19 protein-coding genes are annotated in these 17493 nt (G+C 33.5%); 9 read left to right on the top strand and 10 right to left on the bottom strand.

Annotated elements, in window-relative coordinates:
• Positions 1-2 precede the first annotated feature (2 nt).
• From CLAN_RS03390 to CLAN_RS03370, 5 genes are read left to right on the top strand one after another with little or no spacing between them, the layout of a single operon-like run.
• The gene (locus CLAN_RS03390; RefSeq protein ID WP_100590593.1) at positions 3-1325 is read left to right on the top strand and encodes an NCS2 family permease; all 1323 of its coding nucleotides are present in this window, start codon (positions 3-5) and stop codon (positions 1323-1325) included.
• Between the two features lie 2 nt (positions 1326-1327).
• Complete coding sequence (locus CLAN_RS03385; RefSeq protein ID WP_096020714.1) at positions 1328-1771, top strand: phosphoribosyltransferase; 444 nt, start codon at positions 1328-1330, stop codon at positions 1769-1771.
• 3 nt (positions 1772-1774) lie between these two features.
• Positions 1775-2917 (top strand): MFS transporter, encoded by a 1143-nt coding sequence (locus CLAN_RS03380; RefSeq protein ID WP_096018888.1) that lies wholly within the window; start codon positions 1775-1777, stop codon positions 2915-2917.
• On the top strand, positions 2901-4085 hold the full coding sequence (locus CLAN_RS03375; RefSeq protein ID WP_167368926.1) for a hypothetical protein: 1185 nt from the start codon (positions 2901-2903) through the stop codon (positions 4083-4085). Before CLAN_RS03380 ends, CLAN_RS03375 begins: the two co-directional genes overlap by 17 nt.
• Positions 4073-4729, top strand: a complete 657-nt coding sequence (locus tag CLAN_RS03370) for a prepilin-type N-terminal cleavage/methylation domain-containing protein (protein WP_100590592.1) — start codon at positions 4073-4075, stop codon at positions 4727-4729. Before CLAN_RS03375 ends, CLAN_RS03370 begins: the two co-directional genes overlap by 13 nt.
• A gap of 1 nt (position 4730) precedes the next feature.
• Here CLAN_RS03370 and CLAN_RS03365 read toward each other — a convergent pair whose 3' ends face one another.
• The 6 genes from CLAN_RS03365 to CLAN_RS03340 all read right to left on the bottom strand — a co-directional run bounded on the left by CLAN_RS03365 (position 4731) and on the right by CLAN_RS03340 (position 10601).
• Positions 4731-6137: a Mur ligase family protein gene (locus CLAN_RS03365; protein WP_096013345.1), complete on the bottom strand. Its 1407-nt coding sequence runs from the start codon at positions 6135-6137 to the stop codon at positions 4731-4733.
• Positions 6134-6856 (bottom strand): alpha/beta fold hydrolase, encoded by a 723-nt coding sequence (locus CLAN_RS03360; RefSeq protein WP_096017116.1) that lies wholly within the window; start codon positions 6854-6856, stop codon positions 6134-6136. The genes CLAN_RS03365 and CLAN_RS03360 overlap by 4 nt, the downstream gene beginning before the upstream one ends.
• Complete coding sequence (locus CLAN_RS03355) at positions 6857-7075, bottom strand: prevent-host-death protein (protein WP_096013347.1); 219 nt, start codon at positions 7073-7075, stop codon at positions 6857-6859.
• 98 nt (positions 7076-7173) lie between these two features.
• A complete protein-coding gene (locus CLAN_RS03350) occupies positions 7174-8211 on the bottom strand; it encodes a D-alanine--D-alanine ligase (protein WP_100590591.1) in 1038 nt (345 codons plus the stop codon).
• A 9-nt stretch (positions 8212-8220) separates the two neighbouring features.
• Positions 8221-8772 (bottom strand): Holliday junction branch migration protein RuvA, encoded by a 552-nt coding sequence (ruvA, locus tag CLAN_RS03345; RefSeq protein WP_096013349.1) that lies wholly within the window; start codon positions 8770-8772, stop codon positions 8221-8223.
• On the bottom strand, positions 8769-10601 hold the full coding sequence (locus tag CLAN_RS03340) for a flagellar assembly protein A (RefSeq protein ID WP_167368925.1): 1833 nt from the start codon (positions 10599-10601) through the stop codon (positions 8769-8771). The genes ruvA and CLAN_RS03340 overlap by 4 nt, the downstream gene beginning before the upstream one ends.
• A 121-nt stretch (positions 10602-10722) precedes the next feature.
• Here CLAN_RS03340 and CLAN_RS03335 point away from each other — a divergent pair, with 121 nt between their 5' ends.
• Positions 10723-11286 carry a chemotaxis protein CheB gene (locus tag CLAN_RS03335; RefSeq protein ID WP_100590590.1) on the top strand — a complete coding sequence of 188 codons (564 nt, stop codon included), beginning with the start codon at positions 10723-10725 and terminating at the stop codon, positions 11284-11286.
• Positions 11283-12080, top strand: coding sequence for a CheR family methyltransferase (locus tag CLAN_RS03330; RefSeq protein ID WP_100590589.1), 798 nt, complete (start codon positions 11283-11285; stop codon positions 12078-12080). The genes CLAN_RS03335 and CLAN_RS03330 overlap by 4 nt, the downstream gene beginning before the upstream one ends.
• Here CLAN_RS03330 and CLAN_RS03325 read toward each other — a convergent pair.
• The gene (locus CLAN_RS03325) at positions 12065-13261 is read right to left on the bottom strand and encodes an MFS transporter (protein WP_100590588.1); all 1197 of its coding nucleotides are present in this window, start codon (positions 13259-13261) and stop codon (positions 12065-12067) included. The genes CLAN_RS03330 and CLAN_RS03325 overlap by 16 nt on opposite strands.
• Positions 13262-13373: 112 nt before the next feature.
• Here CLAN_RS03325 and CLAN_RS03320 point away from each other — a divergent pair, with 112 nt between their 5' ends.
• Positions 13374-14420, top strand: a complete 1047-nt coding sequence (locus CLAN_RS03320; protein ID WP_096018044.1) for a dehypoxanthine futalosine cyclase — start codon at positions 13374-13376, stop codon at positions 14418-14420.
• Between the two features lie 1011 nt (positions 14421-15431).
• Here CLAN_RS03320 and CLAN_RS03315 read toward each other — a convergent pair.
• From CLAN_RS03315 to CLAN_RS03305, 3 genes are read right to left on the bottom strand one after another with little or no spacing between them, the layout of a single operon-like run.
• Positions 15432-16061, bottom strand: coding sequence for an IMPACT family protein (locus CLAN_RS03315; protein WP_100590587.1), 630 nt, complete (start codon positions 16059-16061; stop codon positions 15432-15434).
• A complete protein-coding gene (gene rsmD, locus CLAN_RS03310) occupies positions 16052-16627 on the bottom strand; it encodes a 16S rRNA (guanine(966)-N(2))-methyltransferase RsmD (RefSeq protein ID WP_232045861.1) in 576 nt (191 codons plus the stop codon). Before rsmD ends, CLAN_RS03315 begins: the two co-directional genes overlap by 10 nt.
• Entirely contained in the window at positions 16617-16961 is a 345-nt protein-coding gene (locus CLAN_RS03305) for an ornithine carbamoyltransferase (RefSeq protein ID WP_096013357.1), read from the bottom strand. The genes rsmD and CLAN_RS03305 overlap by 11 nt, the downstream gene beginning before the upstream one ends.
• A gap of 155 nt (positions 16962-17116) precedes the next feature.
• Between CLAN_RS03305 and CLAN_RS03300 the strand changes: the two genes are divergently transcribed.
• Entirely contained in the window at positions 17117-17491 is a 375-nt protein-coding gene (locus CLAN_RS03300; protein WP_096013358.1) for a flagellar protein FlaG, read from the top strand.
• Positions 17492-17493 lie beyond the last annotated feature (2 nt).

Genomic DNA, 17493 nt, shown 5'->3' with positions numbered 1-17493 from the left:
TTATGGATATATTTAAACTAAAACAAAATAGCACAACCGCAAAAACCGAGTTAAATGCCGCTCTTACGACATTTTTAACTATGGTGTATATCATCCCTGTTAATGCTTTGATACTAAGTGATGCTGGCATGCCAAAAGACGCTTTATTGGTAGCGACGGCCATTATCACGATTCTAGCAACTATTTTTAATGGCTTATGGGCTAATACCCCTGTAGCACTAAGCACGGGAATGGGATTAAATACTTATTTTACTTATAGTATGGTAATTGGCATGGGAATTCCTTGGCAAACCGCACTTGGGGCTATATTTATCAGCTCGGCGATATTTACCATTTTGAGTTTTACAAATTTTCGCCTTTGGATTATCAAAAATATCCCACTAGATCTAAGATACGCTATAAGTGCTGGTATCGGTGCTTTTATAGCTTTTGTTGGCTTATCTCAAATGGGATTGATAGTCTCAAGTCCAGCAACCAAAGTAGCAATCGGCAATATAGCTGATCCTAAGGTCTTAATCGGCGTTATAGGACTTATACTTATGATTATATTTTGGGCTTTGAAAATTCGCATAGGATTTATCTTAGCTATAGCTATCACTTCAGCGATCGCTTGGATATTTGGAATTTATGAAATGCCACAAAGCGTAGTTTCAATGCCTGTTAGCATTGCTCCTATTTTTGGCGAGCTTGATATACTTTCAGCACTTCAAATTTCACTACTTCCGGCTGTTTTAACTCTATTTGTTACTCATCTATTTGATAGTATAGGCATGCTTACTGGAGTTGGAAATAGAGCCAATCTATTTAACACTCCTGAAGGCGAGAAAAAACTAGCTAAAAATTTAGAGAGCGATGCTATTGCTGGCATGGTTGGAGCTGTTATGGGGACTAGCACTATAACGGCATTTGCTGAAAACGCAAGTGGCGTAGAAGCTGGCGGTAGAACGGGGCTTACGGCTGTATTTATCGGAATTCTCTTTATCTTTACCCTATTTTTCTTACCTCTATTCAATGCTATACCATCTAATGCGATCTATCCAGTGCTTGTGATGGTGGGGATTTTGATGTTTAGTGAGCTTGGAAAGATAGATTATAAAGATCCTGCTATCTGTGTATCTACATTTTTAAGCGTGATATTAATGCCACTTACCTACTCTATCACAATTGGATTAAGCGTTGGATTTATCTCATATTTTATCATTAAATTGGCTTTAAGAAAATATCAAGATCTAAATTTAGGTGTGATAACCCTAGCCATAGTTAGCCTATTTGCCTTCATCGCTAGCTCATCACCCAATTTATTAAAATTTATATTAGGAGAGTAAGAGTGGTCTATTATGATTTTGATACATTTAATAGTGATATCAAGATATTGGCTAAAAGAGCAAAGAGCGAGTTTGATCCAGATGCTATATTAGGTATTGCTAGGGGCGGACTTACTATAGCTCACTTTTTGGCTAATATGCTTGATATTAGAGATTGTTTTAGCTTAAATTCCATACATTATAACAATACTCAAAAGCTAGATACCATTAAAATCTATAATATCCCAAATTTAGATAAATTTAAAAGAGTCTTAATCACAGATGATATCATAGATAGCGGCGAAACATTATTAGCTATAAAAGATAAGTTAAATACTCTATATCCAAATTTACAAATAGCCATCGCTACTATATTTTATAAGCCAAAAGCCTTAATCTCGGCAGATTTTACTATTAGAGAAGCTAATGATTGGATAGAGTTTTTTTGGGATTTGAGCTTGGATTAGATGATGAAACGGGCTGAGATTTTACTATACTATTTTTGTACCGGTCTAACTCTATGTATCTTATATGCTACTCAGCCTATTGGGCCTGTATTTGAAAATGAGCTTGTAATATCAAAAACTCAGGCTACTCTATTTACCACTGCGATTATGATGCCTTTGGCATTTGCGGGGATATTCTATGGGTATTTGCTTGAGAAAATTCAAATCAAAATTATCTTAGTTTTAGCCTTTTTGTTTCTTGGGATTAGTGAGATTGTATTTAGCTTAACTCACTCATATTTTTTGCTTTTAAATATTCGTGGCTTTCAAGGCTTATTGATTCCAGCAGTATTAACAGGAATTATGAGCTATATCAGCCAAATCTCATCCAAAGATAGCGTGGCAAATGCTATTGGCGTATATATTGGAGTTACGATAATTGGCGGATTTATGGGTAGAGCGCTAAGCGGGTTTTTTACTGATATTTTTGGGTGGAGAGTCTTTTTCTTTATTATTGGGTGTGTAGCGATTTTAGCTTCGATACTGCTACTTAAATTTAGCCAAAATATCAAAGCTAGTTATCTCAAACCTCATCTAATAGATATAATCCACACGCTTAAAACAAGGCACAATCTATATATATTCTTAATGATCTTTGGGATATTTTTCACATTTCAAGCGATGCTAAATTTCATCCCATTTGAGCTAGCCAAAATCAGCGATAATTACAGCTCATCAAAGGCTGGAATGCTATATATAGGCTATTTGGTCGGTGTATTAGTAGCATTTAATACAAAAAAGATAGTGGCGTTTTTAGGTAGTTCGATCAAAGCTATAATAGTTGGGATCATCATCTTAATCATCGCTATTCAAATTTTTAGGATAGAGAGCTTTTGGTTAATATTTGTTGCGATGGTGGTATTTTGCCTTGGGAACTTCATAGCTCACTCTATCGCTAGTGGCTTCATCAATAAAATGGCCACTTCACATAAGGGAATTTCAAATGGCCTTTATGTGAGCTTTTATTACTTTGGTGGGGCGCTTGGTAGCTTCGTGCCTGGCTTTATTTATATACCTTTTGGATGGGGCGCTATGCTATCATTTATTAGCGTTGTAAGTTTCATCTCATTAATCTTTATAATGGTGATTCGTGATATCAAAAATTAATATATTTTGGCTCTTTGGGGCGATTATTTTAAACTTATCGCTTTTAATTTTTAGCCTAAGTGGATTGAGTATTAGCTATCATGAGGCTCAAATTTACTATAGTAATTCAAATTTAGGTGCGATACTTCGTTATATTAGCTCGATTTTTAATAGCAATGAGATTGCGCTTAGAACGATATATTTGATGATACATATAGCCAATTCTTGCCTTATCTACACAATATCATTAAAAATTTTAAAACGGCAAAGCGATTGCGTTATAGCTGCTATTTTGTATATGTTTTTGCCTGGAGTTTTAGTAAGCGCACTTATAGTTAATCAAGCTAGTATCGCTATATTTTTAACACTCATTATAATACTCTTTCAGCAATATTCTAAGCCAATTTTAATGATTTTAACACTAATCATAACCCTATTATTTAGCGAACCATTTATAGCTTTATACCTTGCTATTATGCTATTTGGGATATTTAATAGAGATAAAAAAATGGCAGTTTTAGGTGCGGTATTTTGTATTATTTGGTACTATCTAAATGGCTTTGAAGCAAGTGGCAAGCCTAGGGGGTATTTCTTAGACTCTATGGCGGTATTTGCGGCTGTATTTTCGCCTTTGGTATTTATATACTTTATATATACTCTATATAGAATCGCTATTAAAGAGAGTAAAGGATTTTTATGGTTTATTAGCATAACTGCTATTGGCGTGTGTATGCTACTTTCAATGAGACAAAGGGTTGAATTAGAGATATTTTTGCCATTTTGTGTGATTTTTGTGCCTGTTATGGTGCGGACATTTTTTAGCTCATATCGCTCTAGGCTTCCTAAATTTAGAAATATACATAAATTTCTAGCTATCATTGTTTTAGCTACTTTGGTTATAAATAGTCTTGTTATTATTTTTAATCAATATCTATATCTATTTTTAGATAGACCAAGCCAACACTTTGCCTATAAATACGATATCGCAAAAGATATAGCAAATAAGCTAAAATCTATGGGTATCACTAGTATTAACACAAATCAAACTCTATCAATTAGACTCAAAATCTATGGAATCACAGATGGTGGCAACTACTATTTAAGCCAAAAATCACAAAAATCTTGCCAAAAGATCAAGATATCTAAATTTAATAAAACCATAGCTACATTTTATCTATGCGAAAAATAGACGCTTTTAGCCTTATTGAGCTTGTAATTGTCATCGTGATAATCGGGATTTTCCTATCGATCACGGCTATAAATTTTAAAAGCGACGATCTTTTAAAAGCTGCCAATCAAGTAGCATTTCACCTGCGATATACTCAGCACCTAGCCTTGATAGATGATAAATTTAACCCTGAAGATGATAATTGGTTTAAAGCTAGGTGGCAGATATATTTTATAAAAACAATTGATTCAAAAAGCGTCTTACACTACGCCATATTCAGCGATAGTGGCAAATATAGCGGAAGTCCCGATGGGTATGAAATAGCCAAAAATCCACTAAATCCATCTAAGGTTTTAGCCATTGCTCACGCTGGGATAAGTAGTATAAATCCCACCGATGAGCTAGATTTGATGAGTAAATTTAATATCAAAGATATAGAGCTAATGGATGGTTGTAGCTACTATAATTCAACTAGAATTAGCTTTGATCAGCTCGGTCGACCATACAAAGGCAACCCAAAAAGCTCCACCAACTCTACACAAAATTTAATCACCTCAACTTGTAAAATTCGCCTAACTCACCAAAACAACAGCTGTATTGATATAGATATCACCCCGATCACAGGCCTAATCACAATCAACTCACCAAAGCAAATTTGTAGCTAACTCATATAAAGCTTGGCGCATCATTACTAAAAAGTATTAGATCCCCACTCATAGTATGCGACGCCAAAAATTCATTCATCTTGGCTTTATCAGCTAGCACAAAAACTTCTGGCTTATTAAGATATCTTTTTAACTCACTCTCATTTAACGCACTTGTGATTACCACAATATCAAATATATCATTTATAACCTTAGAAAGCTCACTATTAACCCCATCGCCACCTTCTACGATACCTGGAGTTAATAGAATTTTTCGCCCATTAAATTCACTCACAAGCTTATAGCTAGATATCATACCATTTAAATTTCCATTAAAGCTATCATCGATTATAATCTTGCCTCCAGCTTCGATCTTTTGAAGTCTATGCTCTACACTTTTTACACTATCTAAATTTATATTTTTAACCCCAGCAGACATAGCAGCCAAAATCGCAGCAGCAAGATTATAGCTATTAAACTCACCCAATAAATTCGCTTTAAAATGCCTTTTTATCCCATCTAAACTCATATCAAACCAAAGTCCATCAAGAGTGCTTTTAACTCCACTTACTAGCTCATCATATATGATAGCTTGACTAGCTAAATTTGTAGAGCTATGCGCTATTATATTTTGAAGTTTATTTGAGTTTAATGCCTCTAATTTAGCTGCTCTAATCTCATCAATAGAGCCAAAATACTCTAAATGCGCCCCACCAATCTGCCCTATAACCACAATTTGCGGATTTATAAATTTAGCAATCTCATCTATATCGCCCCTAAGCCTAGCCCCAGCTTCGACAATATAAAGCTCACAATCACTACTTAAATTATCATTAATATCACGGATAATCCCAAGCAAGGTATTTACGCTTCTTGGAGTTTTGTGAGTTTTTAGCTCCCCACTAGCGATATCATAGATAAAATTTTTGATACTAGTCTTACCAAAGCTAGCTGTAACTAAGATGATTTTTAAATTTGGCATAGATTTTAGCTTAGTTAAAGCTTGATTTTTATACCAAATAGCTATAATTTTTTCACTAATAGCACTAAATACAAGGGCAAAAACCAAGCTAAAAAGCGTATGAAAAAGCCAAATACCACTATAAGGACAAAAGCTAAAAAGCCCAAATCCAACCACCAAAAAAGCAAAAAATCTCTTTACCCTAGCAGTTATCACCACCCTTTTATCTAGCTTATAAGCCCACAAAATAGTAGCTATCAAATATAAAATAGTAATTGAAATTTGGTATATTATACTATCAAAAACAGATATCAAAATTAATGGCAAAATGATAAAATATATATGCCACATCGGCTTAGTGTAGTGAAAAATTACCCGATTAATCTTATAGCTAAACCATTGTAAAGCGGTGATAACATAGTATCCAAATATCATAACAAAGCTAAATTTAGCCAATATCAAAATCATATTAGCTCCTTAGATATAGTTTGAGCGATAAACTCGCCATGATTTAAAAAGAAAAAATGATCCCCCTCAAGTGGGTAAAATTTGCTATTTTTAATCAAACTAGCAATCTTCTCTCCACTACTAAGCGGTGTCGCCTCATCACCAATCCCCCAAAATATAAGTGAATTTGATTTAAGATTAGCAAAAATAGAGCTAAAATCCTCATCTACGACATTTTTTAAGGTTTCATACATTATCTTACTCATCTCATTTACATCTTTACTAGCAAAAACTCGCCAAAACTTACCAAGCCCAAAACGCTTTAAAATCTTAAAAATCGCTATCTTAAATCGAACGCTAAAACGCTTATTTTTGACAATTCCAGCACTGCTAAGCAAAATCAAATTCCTAGGAGATAAGAGCGTAGCCACCTTCCCACCAAAGCTATGCCCCATAATGATATCAAACTCAATCCCCAAAAGCTCATTAAATTTACTCACTATCAACGCATAATCGCTACTTTTAAGTGGAGTCTTTAGCTCACTACTAAGCCCAAATCCAGGCAGATCCAAATATAGGCAATTATATTCGCTCAAATACTTATCAAAACAGCTTTTCATCAGATCTTTATTCGCACCCCAACCATGTAAAATCAAGATATTTTTGCCACTTTTTTGACCTGAAATTTCATAGCTTAATCTATATTTAAAGCCATCATACTCTATCTCTTTTATAGCCATTTAATTCTCTTTCTTCTTATTATAAATCGCCTCTAGCAAGGCTACGGCATCACTTAATCTCTCGTATTCATCCATATTTAAAAGCACAGCTTCAAAGCGATTATTTTTAACTATAAAGGCTCTTTTCATCTTGGCTTGTGATATATCGCTTAAAATGGAGCTAAAATTTCTTACAACCTGTGTAGCAGTATAGATCTCATCTTTGCTAAATTTTGCCATCTATGCTCCTTGCGTAAAATTTTATGTAAAATTATAGACAAAATTAACTTTATCAGTGATGAAATTTAAAAGAAATTTAAAAGGCCAAAGGGCTTTTATTAAGCCATTTTGCCTTTACTTTTTGTAATTGAGTTGATATATTTATAATCTACTGGTATTTTTTTATCTACTTTAATGCTATTTACTAAGCGATTTATAGAGCTTGTAAAATCGCTAAATAGATAGTTTGCCAAACTTCCTGGATTTGGATTTATCTCATTTAGATAAATTTCATCATCAATAACGAAAAAATCACACCTAATAAGCGCCCCATCAAAGCCACCACCAATATAAATTCGCTTAAAAGCCTCTTTCATTTTATTTTTAATATCATCACTAATATCAGCTTCTTGCGCACTAGAAGATGCAAAGCTCAAATATTTTTGCTCAAAATCTAGCATTTTACTCTTTTTTGGCTCTTCGATTATAGAAAACTCAAACTCACCATCAGCTCTAAATCCAGCTAGATTAAACTCTCTAACGCCATTTATAAACGGCTCAACTAAAATTTCATTATCAAACTCAAACCCCACATCCAAAGCATATTCTAACTCATCTTCACTGCTTACCACGCTCACACCGATACTGCTACCAAGGTGAGATGGTTTTAGGATATATGGCAAGCTTAAATTTGGTTTATTATCCCTAGTTATCACCTCATAATCAAGCGTTTTAACACCGCATTTTAGAGCTAAAAATTTGGTTAAAACCTTTGAATAACTCATCACACTAGCCTCAAGCCGTGGCCCTATAAATTTAAGAGAGTAAAACTCAAATAACCCAGCCATCTTGCCATCTTCGCCATCGCAACCATGTATTAGATTGATATAGCAATCCACCCCGATACTCTTAACCCCAAAGATAGAGTGAGTGACAAATCCACCATCTTTTAAATATAGTTTTTTACATTTTTTATACTTTTTAGAGCTAAAAAAATTCGCTCTCATATCATTAGGCTCAATTAGATAAAACTCCCTTAAAGAATCTACAAATATAAATTTCAAATTCGCTTTTAACGCCTTTTTAATAGCGATAGCCGAAACAATACTAATCTCATGCTCCCAGCTCGCCCCACCAAAAACTACACCATAATCCATCTCTATCCTTTAAGATAATATTTTAAGCGCTTCTTTAATCAAAGACGCCGTATCATTGCTAGAGCATTTAGCCAAGGCTGCTGTAATCTTGTCTCGCTTAAATCCTAAGCTCTCAAGCGCCATAAACGCCTCTTTGCTAGCACTATTTACGCTACTTATCTCGCCCAATTTCGCATCGCTAAGCTGAGCTATGAGAGTTCTAGCTGTCTTTGGGCCTATGCCTGGAACCCGCTTTAATACGCTATCATCACCATTAGTAATAGCTAGTATAAACTCATCTGAACTTAGAGATGAACAAACAGCCATCGCAGTAGAAGCTCCTATCCCACTAACTTTTAAAAGCAATTCAAAAATTCTCTGCTCACTCTCATTTAAAAATCCATAGAGCAAATTCGCATCTTCTCTAATAATTTGAGTGATAAATAGCTCCACGCTATCACCACGATTTAGTGATGCACTAGTAAATAGAGATATATTAACTCCATATGTTATGCCATAGCATTTGATCCAGATCGCCGTTGGCTCTTTCTTGACGATTATACCTTCAATAGCCTTTATCATAGCTCATTTGACCTTACTATCTCATATCCATCGACTCCAGCTTTGAGCGTTATTAGTTTTGCTAGCTCATTTTCTTTGGTGCTATATGAGACATCTATTGGTGGTTCAAGAAGTTTAAATTTGATCTCATTTAGCTCCGTCCAGCGATCTCTATTTATGATTTTAGCATCCAAAATTATGCTCTCCATACTGATTAATTCATCTTTTAAGGTAGCTAGCTCCATCTCTTTAGAATTTATCTGTTTTAAAATTTTGTTATAATCAGCCACCAATCCTTGGAAATCTTTTAATTTATTTAAAAAGGCAGCCGGTGGCGTGATGCCTTCTGTTCTCATCTCTAATAATCTATTTTTTATCATATTGATTGAATTTTTATTGCTATCTATTATATTCTTTTTAAATTCAAGCTCTTTTGGAAGAGCTTTTAACTCATCTTCTAAGGCTTTAATCTTCTTATGATGGATGGTTACATCTCCATTTTTATCTAATACGCTATTTACATCCACTATTAATCTATTATTACTGCCTTTAAGTGAGTCTATGCTTATTATTGATGATGCTCTTATAAGCGAATTTGAGTGAAGTGTCTCTATATATACCTCTTCAGCTTCTATATCACCACCCAAAACAGAGCCTATATAGACCTTTTTAGCCCTTACTTTTCCACCCTCTAATCTATCTATCTTAGCCTCATCACACTCCAAATACCCCATGTGCAATGATATTGTTGCGGTTTGTGTGTAGATTTTAGATTGGGCGTGAGTATTGCCATCTATAGATACACTTTTTGCTTTAATAACTGCATCTTTAGCTACACTACCAACGGCTCTAACTTCGCTAGTTTCTACTTGCATACCGCTACCAATAGCATCACTTAGATAGTCTGTCTCTTTGATATTTATCTTGACATCTGATTCTAATCCAGTGGTGATAGATCCGGTGGATTTTAAATTCACAGACTCTATATCTATCTCTTCTTTTATATCATATTTATTATTCTCTTCAACGATATAACCACTTTTTAAAGCTATATATTTGATATGATCTTCATTCTCTTCTACTAAGATATTTTGGCTTACTGTGATTTGTGCGTCTTGATTATCTTGTGGTGGTGATACTTCTATTATATCGCCTTTTAAATTCCGCCCATTAGCCCCAACTACAGGCTTGATATACTCCATTATCAAATCACCTTCTAACACACCGCTCAAAAATCCCCTATCAATATCCTTTCTTACCTTTCCTTTTTCATTGTTATTATCTTCGCCATTTTTATAATGAACCAAGAGCTTGCCACTAGTTGCTAGTATAGGCTCGATTCCTATAGATACGGTTATGGATTCTTTTTTCTCTATTTTTTCATTAATTCTTAGGCTTGAGGTTAATCTTGAAATTCTCTTTTTAAAATCCCTCTCCCTTAATCCTAGCAAAAATCCAGCTTTTAGCATCTTTTTATATATTGCATTTATTAGATCTTTTTCAAAAGATGTAGTGTATTTCACCACAGCATCCTCTTCTATCACCGCTACTACTTTGGTGGAGTATTTATTTGTCCCTAGAGTAACCTTTGGAAGGCGTGCTTTCACCTCTTTTCTAGTATCATAAAATTTAACCTTATAACTCTGTGTAATAGCTAAATTCGCATCCAAAAAAAACTCATCATTATCAAATATACTCATATCAGTAGCCAGAGCAAACTCATCTTGCGGATTAGTTTTGTAACTAGTAAAGATCTCTAAAATATCAAAATCCAAATACTCTAAAGGCACATCCATACTCTTAGAAACTGCCTCAATATCTTGATATGGATTTTTACTATCTTCTATCATAATTATAAGCCTTAACAATATGTAAAAATTTTTAAGTCAAAATTATATCAAAAAAATATAAAACGGCTTTTAAGTCAAATTATATTATACTTTTTAAATCTAAAAGTTTTGGAGCATAATTTTGAAACAAAAGCTAATTTTAATCGGCGCATCCACCGGTGGCCCTGGCCATTTAAAAAAGCTATTAGATGGAATAACCTTACCATCAAATACCTCTATAGTCATAGCACAGCATATGGGTAAAAATTTTGTTAGCTCATTTGCCGATAGATTGAGCCAAGAGCTTCACTCTGGCGTGGAGTTATTAAACACCAAAGTAACACTAAAAAACAAAATTTATATCTGCGAACAAAATAGCGTTATATTAAATAACCAAATTTTAACAGCCAATATCGACCAAAGTGGCATCACAACCACATATAACCCAAATGTCAATATGCTATTTAAATCCGCCGTACCAATATGTAAAATAGTAGATGTAATGGGTATTTTACTCACCGGAATAGGCGATGATGGAGCTAGTGGATTAAATGATCTATATAGAGCTGGAGCCAAATGCATAGCAGAAAATGAACAAACAGCAATAGTATATGGAATGCCAAAACGAGCCAAAGATATAAATCCAAATTTAGAAATTGGAAATTTAGATACGATTAAAACAAATTTACAAAGGTTTCTTATATGAATCAATTTGAGTGTAGCAATAATGATATTTTAGATTTTATAGAATTAGCGAAGAAATTTAGCGGAAATGATCTAATCGGTAAAAAAGAGATCGTAAAAAACAAAATTTCAAATTTCGCCAAACATAAAAATATAGAGAACATGCAAACCCTATGTAGCAAATTTCAATTTGATAGAGCTTTAAGGCAAGAGCTTTTAAATTTAATCACCATAAATGAGACATATTTTATGCGTGAGCTAAATCAGCTAAACTCAGCGATACAATACGCTAATAACATAGCTCATAGCGGTGCTAATGTCAAAATTTTATGTGCGCCATGTAGTAGCGGAGAAGAGGTATATTCTCTTGGGATACTATCTAAAAATATAGGAATAGATAGATATCATCTTAAAATCACCGGCATAGATATCAACTCTGAAATGATCCAAAAATCCAAAGAAGGCATATATAACGAACGATCTGTCAAGCATCTCAAAGAAGCGCAAAAAGAGTTATATTTCACCAAAGAACAATCCGATTATCGCATCAGATTAGATCTTATGCCGATGGTTGAGTTTAAAACTATAAATATATTTGATGATTCTCTATTTTCTCTTGGACAGTTTGATATAATCTTATCTAGAAATATGATGATATATTTTGATGAAAATTATAGGCTTTTAACTATTGAGAGATTTGCTAAAATTTTAAAGCCGCATGGGAGAATCTACTTTGGTAATGCCGATTTGGTGCCATATTGCGATCTATACAATAAAATAGCAGATAGATCATCTACCTACTATGAAAAGGCATAATGCCTATAAACATAAGCGTAATAAAACGCCCCAAACAAAAATATCAACGCCATCAAAAGCGTAATCATAGCTAGGCTTATCCCACTCTCATACAAAATTCCAATCATAAAAGATATGGTAGCAGATACCAGATAATAGACCATATCTTTATATGCTATCACCCTACCATAAAATCTCTTATCGCAGTTATTTTGTAACATTGTAAATGTATAAGACCACAAAGTAGATGTACAAAATCCAGCCGCCACAAGCCCTATAAGCCCCAAATAGTAATTAAATTGTAAAACAGCCCAAAGCCCAATCCCTAAAAATTCCCCCACAAATAACCACATAAGAGTTTTATTATTTATAAATTTACTTAAAATCATTGGCCCCACCACTAGCGAAACCGCCCTTGTCATATTCATAAATCCAATTATTAAAGATATACTCATAATCTCTTTATACTCATATTTTGCCATAAGAGCTATTAAGTTATCATAAGCCGTCACGCCCACAAATGCGTGTAAAAATATTATATGCTTTAATATAGCATTACGCCTTATATACCCTAACCCCTCTTTCATCATATTAAAGATATTTTGCGTTGTTGATTTTATAATTTGTGGTGCTTTTAGCTGCGTAAGTAAAATCATACCAAATACATACAATCCAAAATCAAACAAAAATGACGCTTTAATCCCAAAATAATGGATAAAAATCCCCGCCAAACCCATCCCAGCAGTATATGATACAGCCCAGATTATGGAGTGAATTTCATTTGCTAATTTAAGATTTTTTTTATTCATTAAATTTGGTAGCAGACTCATCTCAGTTTGAAAATAGACAACCCCCACGCCCATACGAACAAAAATTATCACAAAAAGCAACCAAAGCAAAGAAATATCATCGATAAAAACAAGCATAAAAACCGTAATCGTCTCTATAAATAGCATTAACAACATTAATTTTTTAGGGGTAAATTTATCCACTATAACCCCATTTATAGGAGCCAAAAGCACATTTGGGATAAATGCCATCGCAGCAGCCAAAGTGATCGCCCACACAGGAGCTGACATCTGTATCAAAAGCGTGAAAATCCCAGTATGAGAAAACCACATCCCAAAATAACATATAAATTGTATAGAGCTTAAAACTCTTAAATTTGGCTTATATCTTAATAGTACATAATACTTTTTCACAGCTAACTCAATGATAAATTTAAAACCAAAATTATAGCTAAATTTATATAAATAAGCTTGAATTTTGCCACTTTTTGATACAATACCGCCTAAAAATTTTTAAGGAATTTCAGTGAGTAGATTAAGTGTTGATGATGCTATAAAACTTATTAAAACCGCAGATTTAAGAGAGCTTGGCGAGTTAGCATTTGCTAAAAAACTAGAGCTTCACCCTGATAAAATCACAACTTTTATAGTAGATAGAAATATCAATTACACTAACACATGTTGGGTAGATTGTAAATTTTGTGCATTTTACAAACATGTCAATGAAGATGAGGCCTATTTGCTAAGCTTTGATGAGATTGATAAAAAAATTGATGAATTAATAGAGATTGGCGGAACGCAAATTCTCTTTCAAGGCGGAGTCCATCCAAAACTCAAAATCGATTGGTATGAAAAGCTAGTCTCTCATATCGCCACAAAATACCCAAATATCGATATACACGGCTTTTCAGCCGTAGAGATAGACTATATAGCTAGAGTTTCTAAAATTTCAATTAGCGAAGTCTTATCTAGGCTTAAAACTGCCGGATTATACAGCATTCCTGGTGCTGGTGCTGAAATTCTAAGCGATAGAGTCAGAGATATAATCTCACCTAAAAAATGCTCTAGCGATACTTGGCTAGAAGTCCATAGACAAGCCCATAAAATCGGAGTTAAAAGCACCGCTACAATGATGTTTGGCACCGTTGAGAGCGATGAAGAGATAGTCGAGCATTTAGACAAAATTCGCAATCTTCAAGATGAAACCGGCGGATTTAGAGCCTTTATATTGTGGAGCTTTCAATCAGCCAACACAAAATTAATCCAAGAGATACCAGATATCAAAAAGCAATCCCCAAATCGCTATTTAAGGCTTTTAGCACTATCAAGGCTATTTTTAGATAATTTTGCTAATATCCAAAGTAGCTGGGTCACGCAAGGCTCATATATAGGGCAGTTAGCACTGAAATTTGGGGCTAATGACCTAGGTAGCACAATGATGGAAGAAAATGTAGTCAAAGCAGCCGGTGCAAGCTACAGAATGACACAAAATGAGATGATAGAACTCATCAAAGACATAGGCGAATTCCCAGCCAAACGAAATACAAATTATGATATTTTAGAGAGATTCTAACCGCTATCATTAACTTAAATTTAAAAACTTTTATCTATGAGTAGCACAAAATTTTCACAATAAGCGCTATCTTGCAGAGAAAACGAAGGCAAAAATTTGGAATAATTAACCAATTTAGAGTAATAGCAAAATAACCTTAAATGGTTGTTTTGTGGCGAAAATTTGGGATATTAAAAATAGGAGTACCTCACGCAAGTGGGGCTTTAGTGCGGGGTCAAGCCGATGAGACTTGTCGCAAAGACTAGCTTTGCTAGTCTACGAAGTAAAAGTAAAGAAATAAAAATATTTTAAATCTGTGCTCTGCACAGCACCTTAAAAGGCTTTTCCATGGGGTTAGGGGTTTTAAGGGGGAAGCCAAGGTGTTGCTATCCTTCGTAGCGTCGCAAACGATGATTTGCATCGTTTTTGCTGTTACGCCACTCATCTGCCAAAAAGCGCTCCCCTTCACCCTTAAAAAAGAAAAAATTTATCTAAAATTTAAAACTCACTAGAAAATATATTTCTTTAATATTAAATTCATAAAAAGAATTATAAATTTTATTATTTCAAGTTTATATAAAAATAAATTTAATTATAAATTTGCTGTTTCATTTCAATTAATTCATCTTGGTAATTATTGCTTTGAAATTCTTTTATGTTTCGACTTTTCCTAAATTTTATCAGATATTTTAAATAATTTATTGTTTTGAATTTTAAGGAATTTAGGGTATTAAAGAAATTTATTTTTTATTATTAGATATTTATTATTCTGAATTTGCTTCTTTCTTTAAGTGGGAAGGGGAGCGCTTTTTGGCATATGAGTAGAGTGAGAAATAAACGATAGAAATTATCGTTTGGCTATACTACGAATGATAGTAACATAATGTCCTTTTTTAAAGAAATTCAGAATAATAAATATCTAATAATAAAAAATTAACTTATAGATATTTCAAATTCCCTAAAATTCAAAATAATAAATAAAATCAAAATAAATAAATTTGTTAATTTTTACAATTTTCACCACAAAATTATTTAAGATATTTGATTATCGTAGAAATTTTTTGCTATAAGGGGTAATGCGTAATAGACAACGCCAGATATCTCATATTCAAAGGCAAATTCATATAAATTAGCAAATTCATCGCTACTTAGGCTAAATTCATACACACATCCAGAATCGTTATAATCTCTATTTGGATTTAACTGAAATTTATCTATATAGTGATCAAATCTAGCTAGTAGCGCAAACGGCACAAAAAGTATAACTATACTGCGTATCTCATATTTGATCAATTTTGCTTCATTGATAACCAAATTCGCACTACTCCCATACGCCCTAACAAGCCCACCGACACCAAGCTTTATCCCGCCAAAATACCGCACCACCAGCACAGCTGTATCGATCAAATTTGCCCCACGCAAAGCATCTAAACACGCAGGCCCAGAGCTACCTTTTGGCTCACCATCATCGCTAGAGTTTTCTACGATTTGAAAATATTTATTATAGTAGCGATATGCCCATACGATATGTGCGGCTTTTGGGTTTTGTTCTTTTAATCTCGCTCTTAAGCTCTCAAATTCGCTAAATGGGCAGATATAACTAGCAAAATTTGATTTTTTGATATCTTGCTCGTGGCAATAGCACTCTTTGACTATATACATTTTGAGTAGTAACTTAGGGTTGTATTACCAAATTTACGGCTTTTATATAAATTTAATTTGCCTATTGTTTGTGGAGTAGTATGAGCTGATATATGCTCGATTATAGCGATATTTATATCCATTTTAGATAGCATTTTATAAATTTTAGTATAAATTCCATCAAATCCATCTCTAATATCAAATGGCGGATCGATATAAAGTATAGTATTTTGCTCTATATTTTCGCTAACTATCTTTGGAGTTAGCTCAAATGTATCGCCATTGATAGCGATCAAAGCTTCATCATTTAAAGTGGTGAAATTTGATTTTAGAATATTAAATGCCGCCCTATCAAGCTCAATGGCATAGGCTTTTTGGGCGTGATTACTCACTGCGGTTGCTGCCATCAATCCGCTACCACCAAATAACTCGATAAATACAGAGTTATAAATATCATTTTGTAAGCTATTAAATACTGACTCTTTTACTATAGATTTAGTGCTTCTAGTGGTGGATAGGCTTGGTAAATTTAACTTTTTGCCCTTATATTTACCGCTTGAGATAGTAGTAAATAGACTATTTTTCATATTCATCTTTTATTATTTTTATTAGATCAGATTTAAATTTATCCACCAAATCGCCAATTCTACGCTCTAAGCTAGTAAGCTCACTTGGCTGGATTTTGCCACTTATTTGCATCGCTGAATAGAACTCACCTAAGGTGTTTAATAGCGTTTCTTTATTGAAAGGCACACGAAGATATGGGGAGTTATCTTCTATTACAAAAACTGGTTTATTGCCCTTAGATGGTCTATCACTAACGATAAAATCACAATCTTTTCTAGTTGTTACACTTGAACCTAAAAATAGCCTTAAACTCTCAGCCAACAAAAGACATTCACAATCAATACAAACTCTCATCACCCTACTCCTTAATAAGGCTAAAATATTATCAAAATATCTCTAAATTTGGTATAAAATTTGCTTTTAAAACATATAAATCTATAAATATACTATAAATTTTGGTAAATTTCAGCCGATTTATAATCTGATTAAATTTACCAAAAGGATGTAAAATGGAAATTTTAAAAGTAGCAGCCCAACAGCAAATGGATACTTACAGCACTCAAAATACGCAATCACAGTTTAATACCCAAACAAGAGAGGTGGAAAATTTAAATTTACAGCAAGACTCTGCTACACAAAATCGAGCTAATGAGAGTCTAACAAATGAGCAAATTCAAGATATTTTAGCCAAGGCTAATGAGAATCTTAGCTTGCTAAATACAAATATTAGATTTGGTTATAATGACAAGATTGATAGTATGTTTATAAATGTTACTGAAAAAGATACCGGAAATATCATCCGCAAAATCCCAACAGAACAAGCAATGAAGCTCACAGAGCATTTTAGAGATATAATCGGTATGATATTTGATAAAAAGGAATAAAA

The sequence above is a fragment of the Campylobacter lanienae NCTC 13004 genome (assembly GCF_002139935.1).
In the GTDB taxonomy this organism is placed as follows: domain Bacteria; phylum Campylobacterota; class Campylobacteria; order Campylobacterales; family Campylobacteraceae; genus Campylobacter; species Campylobacter lanienae.
Note: the sequence above shows the minus strand (reverse complement) of the source record. Positions and strands in the feature narration are given on the sequence as shown.